Raw genomic sequence first — 439 nt, 5'->3', positions numbered from 1 at the left:
CCGAACACGCGGATGAGCGAGTTTATCCAGAACGGCACCATGACCAAGATGAGAAGGAGCGTCTGGCGCTTGCTCCGCGCCATTGCGTAGCCGCAGGGGAGCGCAACCAGCACCGCAATCACGGTACTGGCGAAGGCGACCAGCAGGGTGCGGACAAACAGCGCGCCGAAGCGGGGGTTGAGCATGAGGCGGTACGCGTCGAGCGAAAACTCGCGCTCTACGCCGCCGTACAAGCCTTTTTTCATGAAGCTGTACAGCGCGATGATGGCGAGCGGCAGCACGAAAAACAGCGCGAGCCACCCGCCCATGGGACACGCATACAGCGCGCCGAGCCTGCGGTTCCGCCGCTCGCCGAGCTGGGCGTTTTTGGCGCGGGTCATTTTGCCATTTCCGCGGCGATCGAGCTGTCGTGTGCTGTCCCAGTCACGTACGCGCTGGC

1 protein-coding gene is annotated in these 439 nt (G+C 63.8%); it reads right to left on the bottom strand.

Features of this window, described 5'->3' with window-relative positions; translation table 11 throughout:
* Window positions 1-380 (bottom strand): ABC transporter permease (locus AWU74_RS08530; protein ID WP_368853473.1); only part of this gene is annotated, 380 nt, incomplete at its 3' end.
* Window positions 381-439: the final 59 nt, after the last annotated feature.

The organism is Treponema endosymbiont of Eucomonympha sp., assembly GCF_001028545.1.
Note: the sequence above shows the minus strand (reverse complement) of the source record. Positions and strands in the feature narration are given on the sequence as shown.